Consider the following 22,043-nt stretch of genomic DNA (forward strand, 5'->3'; position numbering starts at 1 on the left):
TCGGCGCAGGCAAGGATCTCGACTCGTCGAGGGTGGAACCGAACCCGGTGGTGGCGCGGCACAGATTCAACGCCTCGATCGCACCTGCCACGTACCGGGGCCGGTACCTACGCGATGCGGGCCTTCGACGCCTCCGGTTCGTACAGCACCATGACGGCACACCCGAACGCCGATGGGTCCTGGCTCTTCGATGGCGAAGGAATGCGCAGCACTCTCCGGCCATCCGAAGACGGATTGTCGATGTCCGCGCTCTGGGAACGTGACCCCGGCACCGGCACATGGATCCCATGGATGCGCATGAACTTCGCTGCCATCGGATGATCCGCCTACGGGATCGCCGAAAATCGGGCGGCTATGCCGTTTTCCGCGCGAGTACTACCGGAACCCCCGGTTGCCCAGTCGGCGATTCCGACATTCGTGGTCAGGATGGTGCTCGACAATCGCCCTCCCGGGAGCGATCGTAGTCGGTTCGGGGGCTCGGTGACCGAACTGCGGTGTCAGATGTGATCGTGGCCAGAGAGGCGTTCGTGGTCGCGCTTCTGGTCGCGTTCGCGGTCGCGCTGATAGTCGGTTTTGGCGTTCACGTTCCACGAGATCGGGTGTGCGCCGGGGCCGCAGTCCTGGCTCAACTGGATTGTCGATTCGGGGCGAATCCGTACCTCCTGGATCAGCGGGCGGAGGTCGCTGCACATTACCAATGCTCCGACGGTTGCCGGGCCCACATCGGTATTCGTGCATTCGATATCGAGACGGCTGTCGACCGGAACCGCTGAGCAGAACGCGTCACCGGGCGGCAGCGCCCGAGCGGACCCCGCGCCGGCGGTCGTCGATACCGCCACGGCCGCGAGACCGGATATCACCGCGCCCACGATCGATAGCCGCCGGGCAGATCTCTTGGGGATGGACACCGAGTTTCTCTCTTTCGCTGCACTGCACAACAATTCCCGAAATCATATGCATCCCGGAGCCGGGTTCCCAGCGGAAGGAATTCCCGGAGCCCACTACGCCATATCCGCCCGGAATTCGGCCGATACTACAACTGCCGCCAATTGCAGCGGATGCGAACTCGCGACTGCGTCTCCGCCCAACCTGTGACGGGCGAATTCCGTATCGACCTCGACCAACTGAACCAGCTCTTCAGTCCCACTGCCACTCATCTCTCGATGAGATGGGGTCAGTGGCGGGTGCGGAGGTATTCGTCGTGTTCGCGGTCTTCGCGGTGGTAGCGCTGGGTGAGGGTGGTGAGGCGGTGGATTTCGGCGGCCATGGCATGGGATTCGATGGGTTTGGCGATGATGGGGTCGCCGGTTTTCACGTAGTAGCGGCCGTCGGGGTAGTCCATCCACCAGAAACCGCGGGTGGGGGTGGGGCGGGCGTCGAGGGCGGGGCCGGGGCAGATGGCTATCTCACCGAAGGCGGAGCGGGGGCGCTGGAAGATGCGGTCCAGTTGGTCGATGGGGCCGAAGTCATGGGCGCGGCGGATGTGGCGATCGCGGTCGGCGGTGATTTCCGCGCGGCGGATCTCCAGTGGTGGGTGGGTGCCGGGTCCGCACGCGGGTAACGCGGCCACGGCGAACCGCGCGACTTGCTCTGCGGTGCAATAGGTTACGACAACATCGCCGCCGGTGTCGGGACTCTGGCCGGGGAGTTGGTGCAGGGCGGCACCGGCCTGAGCGCGGACCGCGCCGTGGAACCGGTAGGTCTGCGATAGGTCGGCACCGCCGAAACCCTTCGACTCGACACGGACGTCCGGCTCGAGCAGTACCTCGATGGCACGTTCGAGCTCGGGCGAATACTTGGCGAGCAGGGAACTGACCGCGGCTTCCCGCTGGCGCTTCAGCTCGTCGAAGTCGGCGATTTCGGTGCGATGGTGCAGCGGATAGGGCAGCCGGTCGCGACCGTATGCGGCCCAAAGCATTTCGAACTCGAGTCCGCTGAACCTGTGCCTATCCACTCCATCGCCGCCGCCGATTGCGGTCCCGCTGTCCATACCCACTGCGCCGTCTTCACCGATTGCCATTTCTGCGCTTATCCACTCTGTCGGCCCTGCCGACCGTCCTCACTCGGGGTGCTAAGTGCACCGATTCGTTTGCTGCGTGTGTTGTTTCGCGCGGGGCTGCTGCTACGCACGGACTCGTGTACCGGTGCGTTGTTTTGCACGGGTTGCTGCCGTGCCCAGACTCGCGTGCCGTGCGCTTTGTTCCGTTCGGGTTGCTGCCACGCACGGACTCGCGTGCCGCGCATGTTGTCTGGGTCGGGATGCTGGTGCGCATTGATCTGCGCGGCGCGCACCTCGCGAATTCGTGCGTGGCCTGCGAATTGGGGTGCGAGGACGCGGTGTTGGTGGGGTAATCGGGTGGGCACGCGTTAGTAGCCGGTCGCACTGTCGGGGTCGGCGCCGATTACCGGGGGAACGGTCTTGGATTGGGAGTCCAGGCCGGTGAGTTCTTCGCCGTGTTCGGCGGTGATGAGGTAGTCGGGGATGCCCTTCTTGCGTTCGTCGTCGTCGGTCTTGTTCTGGCCGGGGGCACCCATGCCGGACATACCGGAGCGGGCAGCTGTTCCGGTGCTCTGGCGGGCGGTGTTCGTGGCGGCCGTGGTTGTTGCGGTCCCGGGTGCGCCGGAGATGGTGCGGCCGGGGCCGCCCTGGGTGGTGCCGGGGATGCCGGTTGGGCGGCCGGTGGTGGTCGGGCGGCCGGTGGTGGTTCCGATACCTGGCGTGCTGAGGCCCGGGGTGGACGTGCTCGGCGTCGCGGTGGTGGGAGAAGTGGATTGTGTTGTCGCAGTTGTGCTCTGGGGAGTCGTGCTGGCGGTGGTGGTGGTGGCATCCGGTGACGTCGCCGACGGGTTCGTGGATTGCTCGGTGGACGTCGACTGACCCGAACCCTGGTCGCCCGAGCCGCCCGAGCCGTCGCCACCGGGACTGGAGGAACCGCCGCCACCCGAACCCGAAAGTTCCTGTGAGCCACCGGAATCGCGTCCTGGTACGACCGGGCCGGGGCCATCGGTGATCGTCGGCGCGGTGGGCATGTAGGGCATGCCGACATCGGTTTGCCCCGCGACCTGGCCGTATACCGTGCGCAGGATTCTGCGCCCCTCCTGCTCGGCCTCGGTGCTGGTGTATTCGCCGGTCTTCATGACGCCGTCTTTGGGCAGCGTCTTGCCTGCGATATCGGGGCGTTCGGTCAGGCCCGGCATCAATGCCTGGGTTTGTTCCAGGCCGGTTTTCATCTCCGCGAGCTTGAGACTGGTCACCGTGGCCGCGTGCGCGAATGGAATGGACTTTTCGTAGTAGTTGTTCACCGCGGCCACGGCGGCGTCGGCTGCGACACCGGTCCAGCCGGGGCGGCGGTTCTGGCCGGTGATGGTTCGGTCGAATTCGCGCCGGAAGACATCGAAGCTGCCGCCCAGCTCCATGCCGATGTTTGCCCACACGGTGACCGCGTCATCGACGAGTTTCGGCTTCATCGCCGAGACGGCGGTCTGCATTTGCTCGAGGGTGAGATGGTCGTAGCTGTCGGGGGTGGAGATGTGCGGCGGTTGCGTCTCGCCGTCGAAATCGTTGTAGCCCGCCTCGGTTTTGTAGATCCAGTCGCGGTCGCGGTTCCATTGCTCCTGCGCCTGGATGACGCGGCTTTTGTAGTCCTCGTAGGTCATTCCGGAGTCACCTGCTTGAACTGGTGGGCGTGGTATTCGTCTTGGGCGACGAAGTTTGCGATTGCCTGCGCCACAACCTGTTTCACCGTTTCGACGGAGTCGATGTGCTGTTTGATCACTGTGTCCAGTGACCGATCGCTCCCGGCAGCGGTTTCAGAGAACTTCTTCTCCAGAATCTTGCCGGAGTTGAACGAGCCGAACCCCGAAATGTCGGCAATGACACCGATCTTGTCGAGCACCGTATTCAGCCGGTCGAGGTGGTCATCGCAGACCTTGTCCAAGCCTTTCCCAACTTCGGGGTCTAATGACAGCTCGCCTGCATTGGCCTTATCGAGAAGTTTCGTCCATTCGTTGGGATCTACGCCGTTGATCATTCCCCCTCCTTCAGCGTTGCGGCAGGTAGTCGGTCAAGGCATCGCTTAGGCGGCGAACCTCGCTGCACGGTTCTGGGGCACCGGAACCAGCAGATCCATACCTGTTCTGCACTTTGAAGGTGGCTATGCCATACGGCATCTCGACACTGATATAGCAAACAAGGTCGCGCACAGCTCCGGTATTGCGATACTGAACAGCCGGGCGGGAACCGGCTGTCGTGGACGTGAAATCCACATAGTCAGTGCGTTGCCTGACCTCATCCACGTTGTGCTCCGACGACATGATCGTAAAGCTGTACGTCTTCGGCCCCGACAGCCAGCTGCATACCTTCCAGCCTGTGAAGTCGACGCCAGCGACCGTGTTGTCTTTGCTGGCGGTGTTCAGTCCGAGCGCGGAGATCGCGGAGTCGGGTATGTCGCAGGGGTTCCAGATCGCTGCTTCGGGGTCTTGCGATGTCGTGGTGGTTGCCGTCGAACTTGCCGATGCTTTCGTGCTGCTCGGTGTCGGAGCGCTACCCCCTGAGTTGTCATTGCATCCAGCAAGCGCTAGCGATGCGCCGAGGATCAGGGCCGCCGCGCGCGGCATCTTCGCTGTACCGACCATCCGCGAAACCCCTTCGCTGCCACCCGTCCGAGGGTCGCATGCCTCCCCCGCTGCTCCGCAACCTTACCGTCTGGCGCGGGAGACCGGCAATGAGACAGGTAATGATCAGACACTGAAAGCCTCCCGCACTTGCATAGTGCGGGAGGCTTCGTATCGATCATTCAGGACTGGTTGAAGTTCCCATCGGAGATGGCGATGGTAAAGGCATCCCACTGATCGGGGGTGAACACCAGTGCCGGGCCGTTGGGGTTCTTCGAGTCCCGCATGCCAACAAAGGAGCTGGACAGGAAGGCCACCTCGACGCAATCCTTACCGCCCGAGCTGCGGGTGCTCTTGAACCAGCGGGCTTCAGATAGGTCAACGTCGTACTTGTTGCTCACCGCCATACTCCCTTGCTATTTGCCGAAGCAGGCTTCTGCTTGCGGTCTCGTCCAGCGCTCGCCGCCGGATGGCCTCATGGGCATCATGGTAGCGCTGGACATCCTGCGGTGACTCCAAATACAAATCCCCCGTGAAGTTTTCGAGGTAGACAACCGATGGCTCGATCGGCTCTCCCTTCTTGTCCACGTCGAAATCGACGATCGTGAACAGCCCGATGGGATCACCCAAGGGGATACCCGCCGAGTGCGGAAGGATTCGCAGCGAGACGTTCGGCAATGTCGAAACGTCGGCAAGATGCCTCAGTTGGGCGCTCATCGTCCTGGCACCGCCGACAACGCGGCGCAGAGCGCACTCCAAAAGGACCACATTCAGTTCGACTGGCCGCCGTTTGCGAGTGATCGCGCGCTGTCGCCGAAGCTTCAATTGCACACGGCGATTGATCTCGTCATCGGTGTCGTTCGGGTACACATCGCGAGCGAGTACACGCGCGTAGCTCGGAGTTTGTAGCAATCCCAACACGACATCCGGCGCATACGACGTCAGCCGCCGCGCTGCCGCCTCCAGACCCACGTACACGTTGAAATCCTGCGGGATCAGCTTCCCGTACTCATGCCACCAGCACTTCCCGGATGCCTGCTGAGCCAACCCCAACAGCCCTGCCGTGACCACCTCTTCCGCGTCATACACCGCGCACAGCTCTCGAATATCAAGCAGCCGTATCCGACTCGACTGCCCGGTCTCCAACCGCTGCAAGGTCGTTGTACCGCGTTCGATCAACTGCGCCGCCTCGGGCATGGTCAGCCCGGCCTGTAAGCGCAGGTCACGCAGATGGCGTCCCAGTTGTCGTCGTGGCACCGTACTTCCAGAATCCGTCATTGCCCCCTACCTCAGTTTTTCGGAAACGAGTGTGATGATTCCGCGGATGTACCGATCCGCGGACACGGAACTTGTCCTCGCCTTTCGGCGCGATTCGAATGCAGACCCCATGAAGACGCTGACTCCTCCGCCTGTCGCGTGCTGTGCTTTTGCCGCGCCCGGCCGGAGAGCCGTAGGAAACTAGAGAAACCTATTGGATCACAACGGATTGCCGCTTATCCGCAGATTCGGCCGGACGCACCGAATTCATCGACAGAATCGAGGCAATCCGATGGATCACCGGGGATGGCAGCGCATCCCGAGGTTCGGTCGGGCGTATACGAACGCACGGAGGCGAATCGGGAATCCCTTGGGCCACTTAGTGATCGCCTATGCGATCCGGCTGCACAGCCCGAGATTTGGTCGGGCGCATCTGAACGCACGGAGGCGAATCGGGAATCCCGCGGGTCACTTAGTGATCGCCTATGCGATCCGGCTACGCAGCCCGAGGTGCGACAAGCCGCATCCGAAGGCACCGAGGCGAATCGGGAATTCCGTGGACCACTTCGCGCTCGCCGACGCGATCCGTCCGCGTGCGCACCGGGGATCTCTTTGCTGATCGAACCGCTGCCGACGAAGGGGGAGGTGCTGCGTGCTTGCCGTGGCGTCGAGCACGCCGCGCATCCGCTCCTACACGCCGCCTATGAACTCACCGGACTGCATGAGAGTCGACTCGCCGACAGCTGTCGGACCGATGACATCGATTGCCGGAGAGCGAAATTGGTGCGCGAGATCAATCATTGGGTCCATGCGCACCTGCCGCCCGCGCACGGCAGCGCCTCGGTGCACACCGAATCACTGGGCGCGGTGATCGACCGGCTCGCCCAATACACCGCCATCGCCTACGCCGCCCTGGCGAGCGCCACGGACAACGACCTCGGCGACGCCTGGGAAGCGCTGGCCGAATTGGCCATCGGCTATGAGGATTTGGCGGACGAACTGGCCGCAGGCCGTCGCCGCCTCCCTGGCGGCCCATGAACCTGCCACTGCTGCTCGCTACGCCTCGGAGGGCTTCGGCTGCCGAGGACCAAACAACTACAGGTCACGGCCGAAGAACTGGACCGCCCCCGCCCGCCGGTCCGCGACGAGTGGAAGCCGACCCCGCGAGGAATTCGAGAAGTTCTTCACCCGCACGATGACCTTGATCGGCGATGTCGGGGTCTACGCCATGGGCAGCCCCGACAACCGTCACACCCACGGCCGCAGGGACTTCCAGATCAACGACATCGAGAAGGACGGCGCTACGTCACCTATGGTGCCGGACAAATCACCGTCGAACCCACCACCGCCGACCGGATCACCACCACCGTGCAACAGATGATCCCCGCACCGTCACCGGAACCTCACGACGGGGTTCACCTACCGTTCTGAGGCACTCCCTCGCCCGGATTGCGGGGGACCTGCGGTTCGCGCCACGGCCGCCGCGTCGGAGCGCCGACCCCGTTCATCGGTCGGGGCCGGTCGCTGGGAGTGCCTGATATCAATCAACGTGTCCAGTGAAACGTCAGAACAGGGACTGGGCGTCCGCGGCGATCATGAACCCGTGCTTGCCGTTGTCACAGCGGACGCCGGATTCCGTTGAGGTGCAAGCCATGGAACGGACCATAATGGTCTGGCCGTATTCGAGTACTTTGCCGCCGCCGGTGGTGCTGCCGTTCGGCGGTTGGCCGACGAAGACGCCCTGTTTCATGCAGACGTAGCGGGCCTCGCCGCTGTAGCCGACATCGGCCGCTACGGTGCGGTCCGGTTGCTCACTGCAGTTGGCCAGTTCGGCGGGCACCGCCGAGGCGTGTACGAGCTGGCAGCCGACACCGAAGCCATAGTCATTGATGAAGCCGCACATGATATTTCCGTTCGGCGACTGGAAGTAGAACTTGTCGCCCTGTTGGTAGTCGCGCGCGTCGACATTCACATCGTCGCGGTTCGGTTGCGCGCTTGCCACCGGCATGCCGATCTCGCCGTATCCGGCGAGTGCCCCTGTCACGGCGACCGCCGCGATCGCCACAGCCATTGCCTTCATGAACGTCCTCCCAATTCGATGTCACGCAGTGCATCTAGATCCGCCACCCGGTCGTTACTGCAACCAGGCGAGAACGTCCGATTACCAGGAACTTTGGTATCAGTGCGACCCAGCTGGATTCGTCGTGCGTCAGCACCGCGCCATAGCCGGGCCGACCGGATCAAGGGGCACAGGTCATGCCGGTCGGCCTACACCATCGCGGCGGGGATGACGTTGATCAGGCCGCCGTCGACGAGGAGGTCCTGGCCGTTGACGTAGGACGCCTCCGCGGAAGCGAGAAAAGCCACTGCGGCGGCGACCTCTTCGGCGGTACCGACGCGACCGGCGGCGACGAGTCCGGCCGCGGCGACCTGGGCTTCGGGGGATGCCTCGGAGCGGAAGGCGGGGGTGTCGATGTAGCCGGGGCTCACCGAGTTCACCCGGATACCCCTGGGGGCGAGTTCGGCTGCGAAGGTGCGGGCGAGGTTGTGCACGGCCGCCTTGGTGGCGGTGTAAAGCGCGGCGTCCGGGGCACCGCGATGCAGGGCGAACGAGGCGTTGATGATGATCGCAGCCATATCGGACAGCAGCGGGAGGGACTTCTGGACGGTGAAGAACACCGATTTGAAGTTGATGTCGACGACTCGATAGAACTCGTCCTCGGTGACCTCGTCGACGGCCTGAAACGCGCCGATTCCGGCATTGGCGAAGACCACGTCGATGCGGCCGTATTCCGATACCGATGGACGTACAGCCTGCGATCAGGCCTAAGGGGCCGCGTGCGGTTTCCCTACGCTGTGCTGTGACGTCCTACCGCGGCGCACAGGAGGCTGCATGCTGCCCGAGACCGAGCTGACGATCCTGGTCCGCACCTGCTATGACCGGCCCGAGGAGTGGGAGCGGTTCCTCGAGGCCCTTACCCGGCCGGACGCCTCCGGCGAGGAGGCGATCGATCAGGTGGACGTCCTGGACGATCCCGCCTACGCCGGTCTCGGCGTGGCGCAGCTGCTGGGGCTGGTGGAGCGGGACCGGGACGGCTGGCCGCAGCACACCGTCCTCCTGGTCGTGGACGAGGAGGCCCTTCGTGGTGAGCTGCTGGCGCTGGCGGTGTGCAACCAGCCGCACGAGGACGATCCGCTGCCGGCGACCGAGTCGGAGGAACAGTTCCGGATCACTCCCGGGCTGCTGGCCTCGTTCGCGACGGACATGAACCTCGCCAACGCCGACTTCTTCGAGATCAGGCGCAATGTCGCGGAAGACGGCGTGCTGCGCAAACGGTAGGGGGAGTGGGCCTGTATGCGGCGGCGTGCGGGCCCACAGGCGGAGTACCTCTTCCGGGTGTGGCCGCAAAGTGGTACTCGATGGATTGAGAGGGGTGGATGCCTGCGCACTGATCACGACCTGCGGAAGCTCGTTGTCGCTGAGGCTGTCTCACGAACGTACGTATCCGGATACACCTGCCAGCTGCTGAGCCGTCGTACTCTTTCGCTCGAAGGTGCCGCGTAACTCAGCAGCGAACTGCGCGAACGCCTTCGGAGCTGACGCGCGTCACTTACCGAGCGGCATGGACTTCCAGAGAGACAGCTTCTGATCGTCGTTGGAGTGGGCGGTGTACTTGATTTCCACCGTGAACCGGTTGCGGTCGGAATCCATGCTGAATCCGGCGTAGATCCCGCTGCGGTATTCGTTGGGGTCGGTGAAAACCAGCTTCATCGGTTCGGGGACGTCGGGGTGGATTTCGGTGCGCAGCTGTTCGTGCGGGTACGGCGCGTTGCCGCCGGGGAGTTGGATATCCTTGGCCGCGGCCTCAGCAGTGTCGAAATAGCGCAGAGTGAGGGAGAAATCCTCGTTCGCGCTGACACAGTCGATGATTGCCTTCTGACTTTTGTCGTAGTTCTTCTGGCAGGTGGTGTCGTGCCAGCCGGGCTGTTTCGGTTTGCCGGGCACCAGCTTCGGGAAGGCGGCGGCGATGCGTTGCTCGTCACTGCTCCAACCGGGAGTCATCGAATCGTACGCGACGTACCCCACAAACAGCGTAACCGTCACAATGGTTACCAGTTCGATGATCAGCGCGCGGCGACCGCGGGCCTTGCGCGGGGGTCGCGCTGGGGGCGGGGTGCCGGGGATCACGGTGGACGGAATTGCCCCTGCTGGAAGCGATCCGGGTGAAGTCTGCGTCGAAGCCATAGCCGCGGAAGGGGTTTGCGCAACCATCGGTGACCCGGCGTCGATTTCCGTGGGCGGTGCTGCGAAATTCCGCGCCGTCGTGGCTTGCTGCGATGCGGTCGGATGCCCCGGAACCACAATGGTTTCCGTCGTGCGCGTAGTTTCCGCCGACGGCCGCCCCTGCAACGCATCTTGCGCGGCCGCGGCGAATTCCACGCAGCTGTCGAACCGCTGCTCGCACTCCTTGGCCATGCCCCGGGCCAGCACCTGATCCAGCGCGGGCGGTAGGTCGGGGCGGAATCGGGTCAGCGGCGGTGCCGGCATGCTCAGGTGTCCGGCGATGACCTGTGCGGGATGTTCGGCATCGAAGGGCGTGCGGTGGGCCAACAGCGTGAAAAGCGTGCAGGCCAAGGAATATTGGTCGGTGCGATGGTCTACTTCGGAGCTGGCCAACTGTTCCGGCGCGGCGAAAGCGAGGGTGGCCGTGACAGTTCCGGTCGCGGTGACCTGGGAGGTGGCGCCCAGTACCCGCGCGATCCCGAAATCGGTGAGCACCGGGCGTTCCTCGAGCCCGGTCTCCGGGGCGGCGAGCAGAATGTTCGCCGGTTTGATGTCGCGGTGCAGCACTGCGCGGGAGTGCGCGTAGTCGAGCGCGGCGGCGCAGCCGGTGAGGATCCGCAGCACTCGCTCGATGGTCAGCTGATCCGGTGACAGTTGCGCGGCATCGGTCCCGTGGATGTACTGCATGGCGATCCACAACTGTTCATCGTGGATCCCGCGATCGTAGATCCCCACGATTCCCGGATGTTCCATGCGGGCAACGACACTGGCTTCCTGCTCGAAGCGGCGGCGCATCTCCGGGTCGGCACAGACCTCCCGGTTGAGCAGCTTGAGCGCGAGTTGCCGCGGCAGCCGCGGATGCCGGGCCAGATACACCGAGCCCATGCCGCCTCGGCCCAAAACCCCCTCGATCGCGAAGTCGGCGAAGGTCGATCCGATGTCGAGTTGAGCCATCAGCTCCCCCTTCCTACACGCAGCGCGTCGCGAGCATATCCGAACCCGGTCGTGCCCCGGTTGAGCCTGTCCGCGATCGGCTCGCCCAATACACCGCCTCCGCCTACGCCGCCCTGGCGAGCGCCAGGAACAACGACCTCGGCGACGCCTGGGAGGCGCTGGCCGAATTGACCATCGGCTACGAGGATTTGGGACGAACGCACCGCAGGCCGCCGCCTCCCCGGCGGCCCATGACCCCGTCACTCCGGTCGCCACGCCTTGACGGGAGCTCTCGCACAAGAGACAGGTTTCGAGAGGAGTTTTGCGAATGGTGGCCTGCGGGTTTCGTGGTCGATCTTGTCGATGTTCGGAGTCGGTTTCAGCGATAGCCGAAGTGCCCTTCAGCGGGGAGAGCGAAGCGGGCCAGGAACTGGTCGTGCGTGGGGTATCCGGGCCAGCACTACGACCACCACCGGAAACAGCTGACCGTCACCGGTGTCCGCGAACAGACCGGCTCGCCGAACACACTCTCTTGCCGCGACCCGCGCGTCCGTTCGGGCGGTTCGCAGGGACCGCGGCATCGTGGAGGATGGCTACCTCCTCTGATCTGGATGTCACCTTTGCCGGTGACGACCTCGTGCTCCGGCTGCCCGCGCTGGCTTACCTCGCTCGCTTCGGGGTTCCGGATTGGTGAGGTCGGTGAGCAGGACGGTGACGCGGTCGGCGATGTCGTCGCGGATCAGGCGCATGCGCGCGATGCCATCGATGCCGCGGTGGGAGGGTTCGTCGGTCTCCCACACCTGCACCCGGGCCGGCGGATCAGTCAGGTGTGCTTCGTGGCCGAGGACCACCACCGTGTCGACGTAGGCGAGCAGGTCGGGATCGATGGGTTTGGGGTGCTCGTCACCGACATCGATGCCGGTCTCGGCGAGCGCCTGCACCGACACCTGGTTCAACCCTTGGCCGGGATCGGTTCCGGCGGAGTGCACCTCGACCCGGCCCCGGGCGATATGGCGCATCAGTGCGGCGGCCATCTGCGACTTGCCGCTGTTACGCACACACACGAACAACACCGAGCGGCGTTCGGTCACCGCGAAACCCCCTCGGCCTCGGCCGCAACACTGGTGGGGAACAAGCGGGTGCGCAGGGCGAGGGAGACGTAGACCAGGCCGACCAGGACGGGCACTTCGATGAGCGGGCCGACGACTCCGGCGAGGGCTTGGCCGGAGGTGGCGCCGTAGGTGGCGATCGCGACGGCGATGGCGAGCTCGAAGTTGTTGCCCGCGGCGGTGAACGCCAGGGTGGTGGTGCGTTCGTAGCCGAGACCGGCCAGACGGCCGTAGAGGTAGCCCCCGCCCCACATGATCGCGAAATAGGCCAGCAGCGGCACCGCGATCCGCACCACATCCCACGGCCGGGAGGTGATCTGGTGGCCTTGCAGGGCGAACAGGATCACGATCGTGAATAGCAGCCCGTACAGCGCCCACGGCCCCATCCGCGGAATCAGCGTGGACTCGTACCAGTCCCGGCCGCGAGCGCGCTCACCCAATCGGCGGGTGAGGAATCCGGCGACCAGTGGGATGCCCAGGAAGATCAGCACCGACTTCGCGATCTGCCAGGGCGAGGTGTGGATGGTGGTCTGGGCTAGGCCGAGCCATCCGGGCAGCACTGAGAGGTAGAACCAGCCCAGCACTGCGAACATCACGACCTGGAAGATCGAGTTCAGCGCGACGAGGACGGCGGCGGCTTCGCGATCCCCGCAGGCCAGGTCGTTCCAGATGATCACCATCGCAATACATCTGGCCAGGCCGACGATGATCAGCCCGGTTCGGTACTCGGGCAGATCCGGCAGCAGCAGCCAGGCCAGCGCGAACATCAGCGCGGGCCCGAGGAGCCAATTCAAGATGAGAGAGCCGATCAGCAGGCGGCGGTCGCCGGTGACCGAGTCCAAGCGGTCGTAGCGGACCTTGGCCAGCACCGGATACATCATGATCAGCAAGCCGATCGCGATGGGCAACGAGATCCCGTCGAACTCCACCGCGCTCAAGGTGTCGCCCAGGCCCGGGATCGCGCGGCCGAGCAGCAGGCCCGCGGCCATGGCGACGCCGATCCAGACCGGCAGGAACCGGTCCAGGGTGGACAGTTTCCCCACCACCGCCGGGTGCGCGGTGTCGGTGGTGCTCACGCGCTCACCTCCACCGAACCGCTGGTCGCGTCCAACACCGCCGACAACCGGTGCAGGGCGTGGGGCACGACGCGGTAATACACCCAGGAGGCGCGGCGTTCGCTGGTGACCAGCCCTGCCTCCCGCAGGACTTTCAGGTGGTGAGAGATGGTGGGCTGGGTGACATCCAGGCCATCGGACACATCACACACGCAGGCCTCCCCGCCCGCGCGGGCCGCGATCGCGGACAGCACCCGCAGCCGGATCGGATCCGACAGCGCCTTGAACATCCCCGCCACCTCGGCCGCCTCGGGGCCCGACAGGGGGCGCCCGACCGTCGGGGTGGGCTCACATCCCACGCCGGTTGTCACGCTCGATAGCGGCAACGCCGCCCGCTCTGGATTCGACATACATCGATATTGAGGATTGTCGATACCGGAGGGCAAGCGAACATCCGGTGAATACGCTCACCCTCGTGGCGAGCAGTCAGTTGCAGCAGGTGGCGCCGGAGGCGATGGCTTCGGCCTTCGCGTCGGCCGCGCAGCACGATCCCTCGGATCGGGCCTGTTCGGTCGTGCCGCAGCACGCCTGCACGGCCTCGGCGTCACCGGTGGCGAATTCCGGTGCGACACCGAAGTTCTCGGTATCGGCGAGCACGGTGTAGACCTCCCACTTCTCGGCGTTGGGGCCGGTGACCCACACCTTGTCCTGGGTGGCGAAACAACACGTGGTCGCGATCTGCTCCTCGGTGAACAACCCCGCGGCCGACAGTCGGGCGATCTCACCGTGAACCTGCTCGGAAGACTCGACCTCGACGCCGAGGTGGTTGATCGTGCCGCCCTGGCCGGTGTTCTCGAGAAGGATCAGCTTCAGCGGGGGCTGTTCGATCGCGAAGTTGGCGTAGCCGGGCTTGCGCTTGGCCGGTTCGGTGTTGAACAGGGTCGAGTAGAACGCGATCGCCTGGTCGAGATCATCGACATTGAGGGCGAGTTGCACGCGGGACATGCCAACCTCCATTGTGAGACATATATCGAAAAAGTGGACGTCGCCGAGTCTGCCCACCTTTTCGACATATGTCAATACTGTCGGTAGTGTGGGTGCCATGCCCAAAGCGTTGCCCGTCATCGACATGTCCGCGCCCGTGTGCTGCGCGCCGGTCGCGGCCGGACCGGTCGACGACACGGCCGCCCTCGAGGTCGCCCTGCGACTCAAAGCGCTCGCCGATCCGGTGCGGGTGAAGCTGATGTCACTACTGCTGGCCAGCCCGGACACCGGCGAGAACGGCGGCGACCTCGCCGCCGCGGTCGGACTGTCGGAATCCACAGTCAGCCACCACCTGACCCAGCTCCGCAAAGCCGGGCTCGTCGATTCCGAACGCGCCGGCATGAACGTGGTCCACCACGCCAAACGCGACGCTCTCACCGCGTTGTGCCTGGTGCTCGACCCCAACTGCTGCACCTGAACCAACCTGCACCAGCCCGGATAATGGTCTGTTATCCGGGGTAGCGTCGCTATCGGCCTGCGGCGATCCCGCCGTGACGACGACACGAAGCGGCCCCGTTATCCGGGGCAAGCCCGGAGGGCGGTAACGATGGCGGGCACGGTGCCCCGGATCCGGACGACCCCGTCCAGGACCGTGCGGTCGGCGGCCGAGGCGTTCCTGGACACCCTCGGCTCCCCGAACACCCGCCGCGCCTACACCATCGCCATCGTCAAGACCGTCGACCAGCTCGACGGCCACGCCCCTGACGGCCTTCCCGGCCCCAGCCGCCCGTTGGCCACTGTCGGCGACGACGAAATCGGCGACGCGCTGGAAACCCTGTGGGGCACCGCGGCGGTCAACACCTGGAACGCCCGCCGTGCCGCCGTCGGCAAGTGGCTGGCCTGGTGCTGCGAACAGGGCTGGGACGCACCAGAAGTCCCCGCATCGGCCGGGCGGTCCACCCCGCCGGACTCCGACACTCCGGTCCGGTCCCGCACCGCGATCGACCGGCTCATCGCCCGCCGCGACGTCCATCTCCGCGAGAAGACGCTGTGGCGGATGCTGTACGAAACCTGCGCTCGCGCAGACGAACTGCTCCAAATCAACATCGAAGACCTCGACCAGCCCATTGCGCTCCGGTCAAGTCCAAGGGGGCCAAACCCCGCACCCGTCGCCGCGGCGCCACCCACCACGAACACGTCCTGGAAACCGTTTACTGGGACGCCGGCACCGCGCGACCGCTGCCCCGGCTGATCACCGGCCGCACCCGCCGGCCGGTGTTCGTCACGCACCGCAAGCCCGGCCCCGGCAAATACCTCACCGACTCGCGCGGGAGAACCAGGTGGATCGTCAAGGTGGGTGCGCCCTGCAGCGGTCGCCACGTGAGACCGGCCGGTTGTGTCGTGACCGCGGCTTCACCGGCCGGGGCGAGGGTGAGGCCGTCGCGTAGGTCGCGCTGCGACATGTCGAAAGAGACTGGGGGCGTGTGGAATCGCGGGTGTGGTCGGGTGTCGCGGAACAGTGCGGAACTCGCTAGCTCGAACGCACTACATTGCCGCGCCCCGCGCGTTCGGAGTCGATGCCTGAGGGTGTCGGCAAACGATCGTCTGCCGACAAACTCGACACTCACTCCGAAACCTGCCGAAATCGTGTAGGGGAATGGTGGCCACCGGTGCGCCCGTCACCAGGGCACCGTTCCGGCGTCGTCGAAGAATCCGCCGGTCGGGCCGTCGTCGGGCAGGGTCGCGAGGCGAATCGCGATGGCCGCACCCTGTTGCGGTGTACGGACGCCGCGAAAACCGTTGAGGTCGGTGGCGGTGAAACCGGGACAGCCGGAGTTGATCAAAATGTTGGTATCACCCAGTTCCTTGACGTACTGGATAGTGAGGGCGTTGAGGAAGGTCTTCGAGGCCAAGTAGGCGGCGGGAACCGGGCCCATGTCGATGCCGGGTGTGGTTTGCAGGGCGAGCGAGCCGACGCTGCTGGACATGTTGACGATTCGCGGTGAGGCCGAGGCGCGCAGCATCGGCAGCATCGCGTTAGTCATCCGGATGACGCCGATCACGTTGGTTTCCACGACGATTCGCACGGTCGCGGGATCGACCGTGGTCGGTGTCTGCGGCATACCGCCGGTGATCGCGGCATTGTTGACCAGAACATCGAGCCCTCCGGCATGGTCGGCGATCAATTCGGCCGCCGCGGCCACACTCGCGTCGTCGGTCACGTCGAGCGGCACACCGAACGCATCGGTCCCGGCCGCGCGCAGCTTCTCCACCGCGGTGTCGCGGCGGTGCCGATCACGCGCGCCCACACCGATTCGCCAGCCGAGCGCGCCCAGGCCAGCGGCGATCTCGTACCCGATTCCCTTGTTCGCGCCGGTCACCAGCGCGATCGTCTGTTCACTCACACCGCCGATCCTGCTGCGATTCCGGACGCAGCGTCCAAGACCGATCGGGTGGGCGGCGATACCGCACGGGTATCGGTCGTGGTGAGAGCCAGATACCATGACCTGGTGGAGACGCGGGAGATGCGATACTTCGTCGCCGTCGCCGAGGAGTTGCACTTCGGGCGGGCGGCACAACGGCTCGCGATCGCGCAACCACCGCTGTCGCGGGCGATCCAGCAGCTCGAACGGCGGCTCGGAGTCGTTCTGCTGCACCGCACTTCGCGCGCAATCACTTTGACCGAGGCCGGGTCGGTGCTGCTGCGCGAGGCCCGGCTCGCCCTCGAAGCGGTCGAAGCCGCCGAGCGCCGCACCCGCCGCGCCGCTGCCGACCGGCCCGGTGCGGTGCTGGCCACCAAGGCAGGAGCGTCCAGAGAGCTGTTGTCGAAGCTGCTGGACGCCTACGCCGCCGAACCGGGCGCCGTGGCCGTCGAGGTGATGCTGTGCGGGCCCGGCGAACCGGAAGGCCTGCTACGTAACGGGCGTGCCGACGTTGCTCTGCTCCACCGGCCCTACGACACGACAGCCGGATTCGACACCGAGGATCTGCACACCGAACAGCAGGTCCTGGTCCTGCCCGCGGGGCATCCCCTCGCCAACCGACCCCACATGTCGATGGCCGAGGTCAACGCCCTGACGGACCTGCCCCTGCCACGCTGGCCTCGACGGGATGGGAGTTATCCCGACGGCCCCGGCCCGCAGGTTCGCGACCATACCCAGTTGACCCAGCTGATCACGCTCGGACGAGCCTGCGCGCTCATGCCCGAGTCGCTCCGAGCCCAGCTACGCGACGATCACGCCATCGTGCCCGTGCCGGACGCACCGGCCGTCACGACGGTCATCGCCTGGCCACCACACAGCAGATCCAAAGCCGTCGCCGACCTTGTCCGTACGGCGATACGCCTCTAGCCGATAACATCCGCAAATGCCGCACAGCGCGGTTCGAAACGGCCACAGCTGAATGCCGAACAGGGCTCCACCGGCCCGGTCGACAGCGCTGGGGTGGTTGTAGAGGTATCTGGAACGCATGGATCTCCTCGGTTACGAGACCCTGAACGCTCGCCGGTAGGCGCCCGGGGTCGTGCCCACCTGTGCGCGGAAGCGGCGGCGCAGGTTAACCGCCGAGGTGAGCCCGACACGGGCCGCGATCGCTTCTACCGGCAGGTCGGTCTCCTCCAGCAGGATGCGTGCCGCAGCGATCCGGCGGGACAGCAGCCACGCTCCCGGGCTCGTGTTGAGTTGGTCGGTGAAGCGCCGTGCCAGTGTGCGGGGCGAGACGGTGAGGTGCGCGGCCATGTCGCCCACCGACAGCGGTGTCGCAAGGTGTGTGCCGGCCCATTCGAGGAGGCCGTCCAGCGCGTCCGCAGGCGGTGGGGGTGGCGCGTACTGTGCCTGGCCGCCGTCGCGGTGCGGCGGCATCACCATGTGGCGCGCAACGAGTGCAGCGTGCGCGGCCCCGTGGTCGTTTCGGACGAGGTGCAGGCACAGGTCGATACCCGCGCCCGCCCCGGCGCTCGTGGCGACGTCGCCGTGATCCACGTAGAGCACGTCCGGCTCCACGCGTATCCGGGGGAACTCCTGCCGCAGCTGCTCGGCGCGCGCCCAGTGTGTCGTGGCCGAGCGGCCGTCCAGCAATCCCGTGCGGGCCAGGGCGAACACCCCGGAGCAGATCGTGACAAGTCGCGCCCCGCGGTCGTGTGCCCGCAGCAGCGCGCGGCGCAGGCGAGCCGACAGCGGCGCCTCCACTGGCGCCCAGCCCGGGATGAGCACAGTATCCGCGGACGCAAGCGCCGAAAGGCCCCGCGTCACGGCCATCGAGTACCCGGCCGATGTCGGCACCGGGCCGGGCGTCTCCGTGCACACCTCGAACTCGTAGTACTGCGGTATCCCGGCACGCGCCGTACCGAAGATCTCAGCGGCGCAGCCGAGTTCGAACGTCGACTGCACCGGCCGCACCAAGGCCACCACGCGATGCATGGCAGAAAAGTACCCTATGACGTCTTTCTCGACACTGTCTCGACGCGATCGCACACGGCACCGTGGAAGACATGCATCCCGAGATCATCGCCCAAGAGGGCTACACCTCCGTCTCCGTCACCGAATCCCCCGTTCGTGAGATCTTCCCCGGGATCCGGGTACGTCACCTCTGGAAGGGACCGAGCGGCGCGCACGCCAACGTACTGGAGATGGACCCGGGCACGTCGTGGCCGTACCGCGACGTCCACGAGCCCGGCCCGGAGGAGGTCTACGTGGTCGACGGGATATTCAATGACGGCGCGCGCGACTACCCGGCTGGGACGTTCCTGCACGCTCCGGCCGGATCGTGGCACGTGCCCGCATCCGCGACGGGCTGCACACTGTTCGTCTTCTACCCGGAGGGCTAGCCAGACCCAACGGGGTCGTCCCTCGCGTCCGGGGCGATCGAATCGATGCGACGGCGGACGTCCGTCGCGTGCACATTCGGCCCACCGTGACCGACGTACAGTTCGGCTGGGTCGTGTTCTAGCACCAGATCGACTCCCCGACGGACACCGGCGACGTCCTCGGCGAAATAATGCCGCACTGGGCGGTGTGGTCGAATCCGGGCGAAGGCGAATCCTCCACGGAGCAGGTCACCGACGACGGCGTCGCCGTCGTCGAGCAGCACGGCACAGGAGCCGGCGGTGTGACCGGGAACCGGCACCATCGCGGCACCGACTCCGTACGGGTCTAGTCGCAACGACTCTCGAACCAAGACCTGCGGGGATGCCCCGGCGAATGTCATGCGGGTAATGACGGGCCGCAAGATCCGTCCGGGAAAACCGGTAACCGGTAGCTGTGCGTTGACGCCACGTTCAAGCAAACCCGCGTCGTCCGCGCCGATGGCGATCGGCACCCCGGCGCGCGAGATGGCATCGATACTGCCCGCGTGATCGGTATGTCCATGTGTCAGTACCGCCAAGGACAGATCAGACGGCGCAATACCGTGTTGGTGTAGCAAGTCGAGCAGCTTTTCCTCTTCGCCCGGCTTGCCGGCATCAACCAGGACAGGCTGGTCACCGAGCAGCAGGTAGGCGTTGCTGATCGACAGCGGCAGCGGCACGATACGGACCGTCACGGATTCCCCACTCTGACCATGTAGCTCAGTGTCGGCTGGCGAGCGCAATATGGGAATGGCCAACCCGCAGAAATTGGCGAGACCCCGGTGATTTGCCTGACCACCGAGGTGTCAGCCGGGAATGACGCAGCTGGTGCGGCGTGTAGGACAGGGAGGCTGAATTGCCCATCGGCTACGAGGATTGGCGGACGAACTCGTCGCAGGCCGTCGCCACTTCCCTGGCGGCCATGACCCCGCCACTCCGGTCAGCTGTCGAGGAACATGCTCCACCCCCCTGAACACCGCACCCTGATGAGGTTCGGCTGTCGAGGGTCACTCACCGAGGCTGAGGCAGCTCAGCGTCTGCATTGCCTCGCGCTCGATGCGTGAAAGATCACCGAGGATGCTACCGGCCTGTACGAGGCACTGCGTATCGCCTGATTCCCCGGCTTTTGCGATCAGTGCTGCTACGTCGGTCCATAGGGTGGCTGCTTCGGTGTACAGCCCGTGGCCGGTGCGCAGGTGGTGGCTGTCGAGCAGTTGGGTGCATTCGGCGAGGAAGTCGCGGTAGAAGTTGCGGAACAGGGCGCCGCCGGTGCCGGCCCTTTCCATCAAGAGGGCGGCCTGCGGTAGGTCCCGCTGCGGGCGGGGTCAGTCCGTGGATGGTGACCAACGAGCGTTGCGATCATGGTGGACTCTCCCGTGGTGGGAGAGTCCAGCGCCGTATTCATTCGCCTCGGGGCCAGCCTCGCCACGGTACAAATCGGACATCACACGAAAAACGTTGCGCGGCAACGCGAAACAGAACATTCGGCGATCTCCCGAACAAGGGGAAGGGCCCCGCGCACGGCAGTTCCGCGCCGGGCGCGGTTTATCATTGACGCTGATCGACGCCCTGGCCCATCGGTGCCAGCCATATCCGCCGCACGGTCGCGGCCGATGACAGTGTCACGAAGTTACGTGAGTCACGATGGGCAACCCGAAACGGCGGTGAGGAGGTCTGGGATGAACGTTTTCGCGTACCGGATGATGCACAGGCTGGGATATCGTCCCTGGGAGGTAGCCGCCGGGCAGGGCGATACACCCCACGCACTCGCCGCCGAATTCGACCGGGAGCAGGTAGGAACGCAGCCGCCGTTCGGGACTGCCCTGGACCTCGGCTGCGGCACCGGCGGGCATGCGATCGAACTGGCCCGGCGCGGGTGGCAGGTCACCGGGATCGACATCGTGCCGAAGGCGATCCGGCTCGCCACCCAGCGCGCCCACGCGGCCGGCGTCGACGTCCGCTTCCTGGAAGGCGACGTCACCGCCCTCCCGGCCGAGGTCGGGACCGGATATCGGCTGCTTCTGGACTTCTACACCTTCCACGGCCTCACCGACCCGAAACGACACGCCTTCGGGCGGCAGGTGGACACCGCCGCCGCCGCGGAGGCAACCCTGCTCATGGTCGCGTTCAAACCGCGCCGGCGCGGTTTGAGACCCCGCGGCGTCGGGCCGGTGGACATCACCGCCGCCTACCCCGGCTGGAGAATCCTCGACGACAGGCTTCTCCAGAAGCATCCGGTCGGCGCGAAGCATCCGGTCGGCACGATCCACCTCTACCGGCTGCGCCGCACCGACAACACGCCGTGACTACCGCACCCGGCCCGTTCCGGCAGGGCTTGATACGTGTGACACACTGCCTGGTTGTCGGCACCGCGCTCCAGCAGTTCGAAGACGCCCTGCCACTGTGCGGCCCGCCCAGCTTCCTTTGTTGATCCGTCTGGGGTGGCGGTCACTCAGCCGAGATCGACCGTCACCTTGCCCGGGATATGCTCCAGATCATTGCGTTGGGGATAACTCTCGTCGGTCGGGACGAGCGAAACCTCGACCCGGCCACGTCCCGGCCCCATACCCATGCCGGTGATCACACCATCCGGCTGTTCGAGGACGCCGTTCTCATCGACACGGTCCGACTGTCCGCCGGTGCTCCCGGAATCCAGGTTCCGCCACCTCACGGCGATACGAAAAGCCCCGCAGGACTCGCCGGTGCGGGTGATCGACACCTTGACGGCGAACTCACCGGACCTCGGCTGCGGCGTGGTCGAGGCATTGATGATCGCGGCGCAGTTCGTGCCGGGAATCCGCGCCAGGGTCGGGGTGAACTGGACGGAAGGGTCCCCGGTACCGGCGCCGGCGGGCCCGGTCAACCCGATGACCGCGCCGACCGTCGCCGCCGCGATCACCCAGGTCCGAACCGAAAACCGATTAACAAGAACTCTCTGCAGGCTCATGCCCGGATAGTCGGCT

26 protein-coding genes and 2 pseudogenes are annotated in these 22,043 nt (G+C 65.6%); 8 read left to right on the forward strand and 20 right to left on the reverse strand.

Annotation, left to right across the window (positions count from 1 at the left end):
• Window positions 1–107: 107 nt before the first annotated feature.
• The 3 genes from AB0J29_RS30425 to AB0J29_RS30435 all read right to left on the reverse strand — a co-directional run bounded on the left by AB0J29_RS30425 (window position 108) and on the right by AB0J29_RS30435 (window position 2,020).
• The gene (locus AB0J29_RS30425; protein WP_364793690.1) at window positions 108–314 is read right to left on the reverse strand and encodes a hypothetical protein; all 207 of its coding nucleotides are present in this window, start codon (window positions 312–314) and stop codon (window positions 108–110) included.
• 183 nt (window positions 315–497) lie between these two features.
• Window positions 498–908: a hypothetical protein gene (locus tag AB0J29_RS30430; protein WP_364793692.1), complete on the reverse strand. Its 411-nt coding sequence runs from the start codon at window positions 906–908 to the stop codon at window positions 498–500.
• 266 nt (window positions 909–1,174) lie between these two features.
• On the reverse strand, window positions 1,175–2,020 hold the full coding sequence (locus AB0J29_RS30435) for an ESX secretion-associated protein EspG (RefSeq protein WP_364793694.1): 846 nt from the start codon (window positions 2,018–2,020) through the stop codon (window positions 1,175–1,177).
• Between the two features lie 170 nt (window positions 2,021–2,190).
• Here AB0J29_RS30435 and AB0J29_RS30440 point away from each other — a divergent pair, with 170 nt between their 5' ends.
• Window positions 2,191–2,352, forward strand: coding sequence for a hypothetical protein (locus AB0J29_RS30440; protein WP_364793696.1), 162 nt, complete (start codon window positions 2,191–2,193; stop codon window positions 2,350–2,352).
• A 15-nt stretch (window positions 2,353–2,367) separates the two neighbouring features.
• Here the strand turns inward: AB0J29_RS30440 and AB0J29_RS30445 are convergent, their stop codons facing one another.
• From AB0J29_RS30445 to AB0J29_RS30465, 5 genes are all read right to left on the reverse strand, one after another.
• Complete coding sequence (locus AB0J29_RS30445) at window positions 2,368–3,657, reverse strand: hypothetical protein (protein ID WP_364793698.1); 1,290 nt, start codon at window positions 3,655–3,657, stop codon at window positions 2,368–2,370.
• A complete protein-coding gene (locus AB0J29_RS30450) occupies window positions 3,654–4,031 on the reverse strand; it encodes a hypothetical protein (RefSeq protein ID WP_364793700.1) in 378 nt (125 codons plus the stop codon). The genes AB0J29_RS30445 and AB0J29_RS30450 overlap by 4 nt, the downstream gene beginning before the upstream one ends.
• A gap of 10 nt (window positions 4,032–4,041) precedes the next feature.
• Window positions 4,042–4,635: a DUF3558 domain-containing protein gene (locus tag AB0J29_RS30455; protein WP_364793702.1), complete on the reverse strand. Its 594-nt coding sequence runs from the start codon at window positions 4,633–4,635 to the stop codon at window positions 4,042–4,044.
• A gap of 161 nt (window positions 4,636–4,796) precedes the next feature.
• Window positions 4,797–5,015, reverse strand: coding sequence for a DUF397 domain-containing protein (locus AB0J29_RS30460; protein ID WP_364793704.1), 219 nt, complete (start codon window positions 5,013–5,015; stop codon window positions 4,797–4,799).
• Window positions 4,993–5,892, reverse strand: a complete 900-nt coding sequence (locus AB0J29_RS30465) for a helix-turn-helix transcriptional regulator (RefSeq protein ID WP_364793706.1) — start codon at window positions 5,890–5,892, stop codon at window positions 4,993–4,995. The genes AB0J29_RS30460 and AB0J29_RS30465 overlap by 23 nt, the downstream gene beginning before the upstream one ends.
• A gap of 591 nt (window positions 5,893–6,483) precedes the next feature.
• Between AB0J29_RS30465 and AB0J29_RS30470 the strand changes: the two genes are divergently transcribed.
• Window positions 6,484–6,909 carry a DUF4254 domain-containing protein gene (locus AB0J29_RS30470; RefSeq protein WP_364793708.1) on the forward strand — a complete coding sequence of 142 codons (426 nt, stop codon included), beginning with the start codon at window positions 6,484–6,486 and terminating at the stop codon, window positions 6,907–6,909.
• Between the two features lie 526 nt (window positions 6,910–7,435).
• Here AB0J29_RS30470 and AB0J29_RS30475 read toward each other — a convergent pair.
• Together AB0J29_RS30475 and AB0J29_RS30480 are read right to left on the reverse strand one after the other, a co-directional pair.
• Window positions 7,436–7,951 carry a DUF6636 domain-containing protein gene (locus AB0J29_RS30475; RefSeq protein ID WP_364793710.1) on the reverse strand — a complete coding sequence of 172 codons (516 nt, stop codon included), beginning with the start codon at window positions 7,949–7,951 and terminating at the stop codon, window positions 7,436–7,438.
• A 188-nt stretch (window positions 7,952–8,139) separates the two neighbouring features.
• Window positions 8,140–8,676, reverse strand: a pseudogene (locus AB0J29_RS30480) (SDR family oxidoreductase); the annotation flags it as partial.
• 88 nt (window positions 8,677–8,764) lie between these two features.
• Here AB0J29_RS30480 and AB0J29_RS30485 point away from each other — a divergent pair.
• Window positions 8,765–9,211, forward strand: a complete 447-nt coding sequence (locus AB0J29_RS30485; RefSeq protein ID WP_364793712.1) for a hypothetical protein — start codon at window positions 8,765–8,767, stop codon at window positions 9,209–9,211.
• 267 nt (window positions 9,212–9,478) lie between these two features.
• Here the strand turns inward: AB0J29_RS30485 and AB0J29_RS30490 are convergent, their stop codons facing one another.
• The 5 genes from AB0J29_RS30490 to AB0J29_RS30510 form a co-directional block, all read right to left on the reverse strand.
• Window positions 9,479–11,110 carry a serine/threonine-protein kinase gene (locus tag AB0J29_RS30490; RefSeq protein ID WP_364793714.1) on the reverse strand — a complete coding sequence of 544 codons (1,632 nt, stop codon included), beginning with the start codon at window positions 11,108–11,110 and terminating at the stop codon, window positions 9,479–9,481.
• A 593-nt stretch (window positions 11,111–11,703) separates the two neighbouring features.
• On the reverse strand, window positions 11,704–12,180 hold the full coding sequence (locus AB0J29_RS30495; protein ID WP_364793716.1) for a low molecular weight phosphatase family protein: 477 nt from the start codon (window positions 12,178–12,180) through the stop codon (window positions 11,704–11,706).
• Window positions 12,177–13,274 (reverse strand): ACR3 family arsenite efflux transporter, encoded by a 1,098-nt coding sequence (gene arsB, locus AB0J29_RS30500; RefSeq protein ID WP_364793718.1) that lies wholly within the window; start codon window positions 13,272–13,274, stop codon window positions 12,177–12,179. The genes AB0J29_RS30495 and arsB overlap by 4 nt, the downstream gene beginning before the upstream one ends.
• Window positions 13,271–13,543, reverse strand: a complete 273-nt coding sequence (locus AB0J29_RS30505) for a metalloregulator ArsR/SmtB family transcription factor (protein ID WP_364793809.1) — start codon at window positions 13,541–13,543, stop codon at window positions 13,271–13,273. The genes arsB and AB0J29_RS30505 overlap by 4 nt, the downstream gene beginning before the upstream one ends.
• A 196-nt stretch (window positions 13,544–13,739) precedes the next feature.
• The gene (locus tag AB0J29_RS30510) at window positions 13,740–14,258 is read right to left on the reverse strand and encodes an ArsI/CadI family heavy metal resistance metalloenzyme (RefSeq protein WP_364793720.1); all 519 of its coding nucleotides are present in this window, start codon (window positions 14,256–14,258) and stop codon (window positions 13,740–13,742) included.
• A gap of 97 nt (window positions 14,259–14,355) precedes the next feature.
• Between AB0J29_RS30510 and AB0J29_RS30515 the strand changes: the two genes are divergently transcribed.
• The gene (locus AB0J29_RS30515) at window positions 14,356–14,715 is read left to right on the forward strand and encodes an Rv2640c family ArsR-like transcriptional regulator (protein ID WP_364793722.1); all 360 of its coding nucleotides are present in this window, start codon (window positions 14,356–14,358) and stop codon (window positions 14,713–14,715) included.
• Between the two features lie 129 nt (window positions 14,716–14,844).
• Window positions 14,845–15,489, forward strand: coding sequence for a site-specific integrase (locus tag AB0J29_RS30520; protein ID WP_364793724.1), 645 nt, complete (start codon window positions 14,845–14,847; stop codon window positions 15,487–15,489).
• A gap of 427 nt (window positions 15,490–15,916) precedes the next feature.
• Here the strand turns inward: AB0J29_RS30520 and AB0J29_RS30525 are convergent, their stop codons facing one another.
• The gene (locus tag AB0J29_RS30525; protein ID WP_364793726.1) at window positions 15,917–16,642 is read right to left on the reverse strand and encodes an SDR family oxidoreductase; all 726 of its coding nucleotides are present in this window, start codon (window positions 16,640–16,642) and stop codon (window positions 15,917–15,919) included.
• 105 nt (window positions 16,643–16,747) lie between these two features.
• Between AB0J29_RS30525 and AB0J29_RS30530 the strand changes: the two genes are divergently transcribed.
• Window positions 16,748–17,587, forward strand: a complete 840-nt coding sequence (locus AB0J29_RS30530) for a LysR family transcriptional regulator (RefSeq protein WP_364793728.1) — start codon at window positions 16,748–16,750, stop codon at window positions 17,585–17,587.
• 132 nt (window positions 17,588–17,719) lie between these two features.
• Here AB0J29_RS30530 and AB0J29_RS30535 read toward each other — a convergent pair whose 3' ends face one another.
• Window positions 17,720–18,655, reverse strand: a complete 936-nt coding sequence (locus AB0J29_RS30535) for a helix-turn-helix domain-containing protein (RefSeq protein ID WP_364793730.1) — start codon at window positions 18,653–18,655, stop codon at window positions 17,720–17,722.
• Window positions 18,656–18,726: 71 nt separating this feature from the next.
• Here AB0J29_RS30535 and AB0J29_RS30540 point away from each other — a divergent pair, with 71 nt between their 5' ends.
• The gene (locus AB0J29_RS30540) at window positions 18,727–19,062 is read left to right on the forward strand and encodes a cupin domain-containing protein (protein WP_364793732.1); all 336 of its coding nucleotides are present in this window, start codon (window positions 18,727–18,729) and stop codon (window positions 19,060–19,062) included.
• On the opposite strand, the gene AB0J29_RS30545 is transcribed toward AB0J29_RS30540, so the two are convergent.
• Together AB0J29_RS30545 and AB0J29_RS30550 are read right to left on the reverse strand one after the other, a co-directional pair.
• Window positions 19,059–19,775 carry an MBL fold metallo-hydrolase gene (locus tag AB0J29_RS30545; protein WP_364793734.1) on the reverse strand — a complete coding sequence of 239 codons (717 nt, stop codon included), beginning with the start codon at window positions 19,773–19,775 and terminating at the stop codon, window positions 19,059–19,061. The two genes, AB0J29_RS30540 and AB0J29_RS30545, sit on opposite strands and share 4 nt — an antisense overlap.
• Window positions 19,776–20,087: 312 nt before the next feature.
• A pseudogene (locus AB0J29_RS30550) lies at window positions 20,088–20,387 on the reverse strand (DUF4872 domain-containing protein); the annotation flags it as partial.
• Between the two features lie 372 nt (window positions 20,388–20,759).
• On the opposite strand from AB0J29_RS30550, the gene AB0J29_RS30555 reads away from it, so the two are divergent.
• Window positions 20,760–21,386, forward strand: coding sequence for a class I SAM-dependent methyltransferase (locus tag AB0J29_RS30555; protein WP_364793736.1), 627 nt, complete (start codon window positions 20,760–20,762; stop codon window positions 21,384–21,386).
• Between the two features lie 146 nt (window positions 21,387–21,532).
• Here the strand turns inward: AB0J29_RS30555 and AB0J29_RS30560 are convergent, their stop codons facing one another.
• Window positions 21,533–22,027 (reverse strand): hypothetical protein, encoded by a 495-nt coding sequence (locus tag AB0J29_RS30560; protein WP_364793738.1) that lies wholly within the window; start codon window positions 22,025–22,027, stop codon window positions 21,533–21,535.
• Window positions 22,028–22,043 lie beyond the last annotated feature (16 nt).

Origin of the sequence: Nocardia sp. NPDC049707, assembly GCF_040674855.1 — a bacterium.
In the GTDB taxonomy this organism is placed as follows: Bacteria; Actinomycetota; Actinomycetes; order Mycobacteriales; family Mycobacteriaceae; genus Nocardia.